Origin of the sequence: Pseudomonas sp. HY2-MNA-CIBAN-0224 (genome assembly GCF_040310285.1) — a bacterium.
GTDB classification, from domain to species: domain Bacteria; phylum Pseudomonadota; class Gammaproteobacteria; order Pseudomonadales; family Pseudomonadaceae; genus Aquipseudomonas; species Aquipseudomonas helleri.
In genome coordinates, this window is sequence record NZ_JBEOPQ010000193.1 from 1 (window position 1) to 436 (window position 436).

The following is a 436-nucleotide window of genomic DNA, read 5'->3' on the forward strand; positions in this document are numbered from 1 at the left end:
CAACAAGTAAAAAACCAAGCTATTAAAGTCGGTGTCATCGGTGCCGGTGGGCGTATGGGGCGTATGCTTATTGAAGCGGTACAGGACAACTCGCAAACTGCGCTTAACGCTGCGATTGAACGTCAAGGTTCAAGCCTTGTCGGTGCAGATGCGGGCGAAGTTGCAGCGATTGGTCGTTTAGATGTACAGATTGTCGATGATTTAAAAACAGTCATTAATGACATCGATGTGCTGATTGATTTTAGCTTGCCAGATGCCACTGAGCAAAATATGCAAATCTGTGCAGCGCATAAGGTGGCGATGGTGATTGGCACTACAGGATTCAATGAGCAGCAAGAGAAAGTCTTGGCAAAAGCGAGTGAGCAAGTTGCTATCGTTTATGCGGGTAACTATTCAACAGGCGTTAATTTGTCATTAAAGTTGCTCGGCATGGCAG

The 436-nt window shown here is 46.1% G+C and carries 1 protein-coding gene; it reads left to right on the plus strand.

Going from position 1 to position 436, the window contains the following annotated elements:
* Window positions 1–436: 4-hydroxy-tetrahydrodipicolinate reductase (gene dapB, locus AAEZ03_RS25990; protein WP_350582609.1), on the plus strand; the 436-nt coding region annotated here is incomplete at both ends.